Below are 1603 nucleotides of genomic sequence, written 5' to 3'. Positions count from 1 at the left end.
TGTGGATCGGCATGCAAAAAGGACCCCGTTAGCGGGGTGATCGGCGTCTAAAAGGGACCCCTCATTTCGATGGTTTAAGCAGCTGGCTGGATTTTCAGGCGGCGAGATCGGGATGTTGGTTTTGGAGACAGTTTTACGGATCCGGCGTGAGTATGCCGGAGGCAAGGCGATCAAGGCGATCGCGCGGGACCTGCATGTGTCGCGGAAAGTAATCCGCAAAGCCGTGCGAGCGGCGGAAGGCGCCTTTGATTATCAGCGCAAGGTTCAGCCGCTGCCCAGGATTGGTCCGTTTCAGGATCGCCTGAACACGCTGCTGGAAGAGAACGAGCTGCGCGGCAGGCGTGACAGGCTGCGGATGACACGGATCCATGATCTGCTGGTGCGCGAAGGTTTTGAGGGATCCTACGATGCCGTCCGGCGCTACGCGGCACGATGGAAGATCGAACGGCGCAAGGATGCCGGCGATGGTGTCACGGCTTTCATCCCGCTGATGTTCAAGCCAGGCGAGGCCTACCAGTTCGACTGGAGCCATGAGGATGTCGAGATTGCCGGGGCGCCGATGCGGGTGAAGGTCGCGCATATGCGACTGTGTGCGTCACGCGGGGTCTATGTTCGGGCCTATCCTCGCGAGAGCCAGGAGATGCTGTTCGACGCGCATGCGCGCGGCTTTGCCTTCTTCGGGGGCGTGCCAGGGCGCGGCATCTACGATAATATGAAGACGGCGGTGACGAGCGTGTTCACCGGCAAGGAACGGGTCTTCAACCGGCGGTTCCTGATCATGACCGACCATTATATGGTCGAGCCCACGGCCTGCTCGCCTGCGGCGGGATGGGAGAAGGGCCAGGTCGAGAACCAGGTGCAGACGATCCGGGGTCGCTTCTTCCAGCCCCGGTTGCGGTTCGCCAGTCTCGAAGAGCTTAATGGCTGGCTAGAGGCCGAGTGTCGGCGCTGGGCCGAACGTCAGGCCCATCCCGAACAGGGTGAGCTGACCGTGGCGCAGGTGCTGGAGATGGAACGATCTGCACTGCAGCCGATGCTGGGACCGTTCGACGGCTTCAATGAGAGTGAGCATGCCGTGACCGGCACCTGCCTGATCAGCTTCGACCGCAACCGCTACTCGGTGCTCTCGACGGTGGCACGACGCACGGTGCAGGTCCGCGCCTATGCGACACGCATCGTCGTTCGCTGCGGCGAAGAGGTTGTCGCTGAACATCCTCGCTACTTTGGGCGCAACCGCACGATCTATGACCCCTGGCATTATCTGCCGGTGCTGGCTCGCAAGCCCGGCGCGTTGCGGAACGGTGCCCCCTTCCAGGACTGGGATCTGCCACCGGCGCTTGCCCGCCTGCGCCGCAAGCTGGGTAATGGCGACGATGCCGATCGCCGGTTCGTCCGTGTACTGTCGGCCGTACTGACCGATGGCCTGGAGCCTGTCGAAGCCGCTGTGTGTGAGGCACTGGCGACGGGTACGGCGAGCGACGACCTGATCCTCAACATCCTGGCAAGACGCCGGGAACCCCCGCGTCCGCTGACGATCATCACCTCCGAGGATAGCGCCTTGCGCCATCCCCCGATCGCCGACTGTGCCCGTTACGACCAGCTG

The 1603-nt window shown here is 62.9% G+C and carries 1 protein-coding gene; it reads left to right on the top strand.

Features of this window, described 5'->3' with window-relative positions; translation table 11 throughout:
• Nucleotides 1–112 precede the first annotated feature (112 nt).
• On the top strand, nt 113–1603 hold a 1491-nt coding region (gene istA, locus L3X40_RS21760; RefSeq protein WP_237367417.1), incomplete at its 3' end, for an IS21 family transposase.

The organism is Rhizorhapis sp. SPR117 (genome assembly GCF_021742065.1).
Note: the sequence above shows the minus strand (reverse complement) of the source record. Positions and strands in the feature narration are given on the sequence as shown.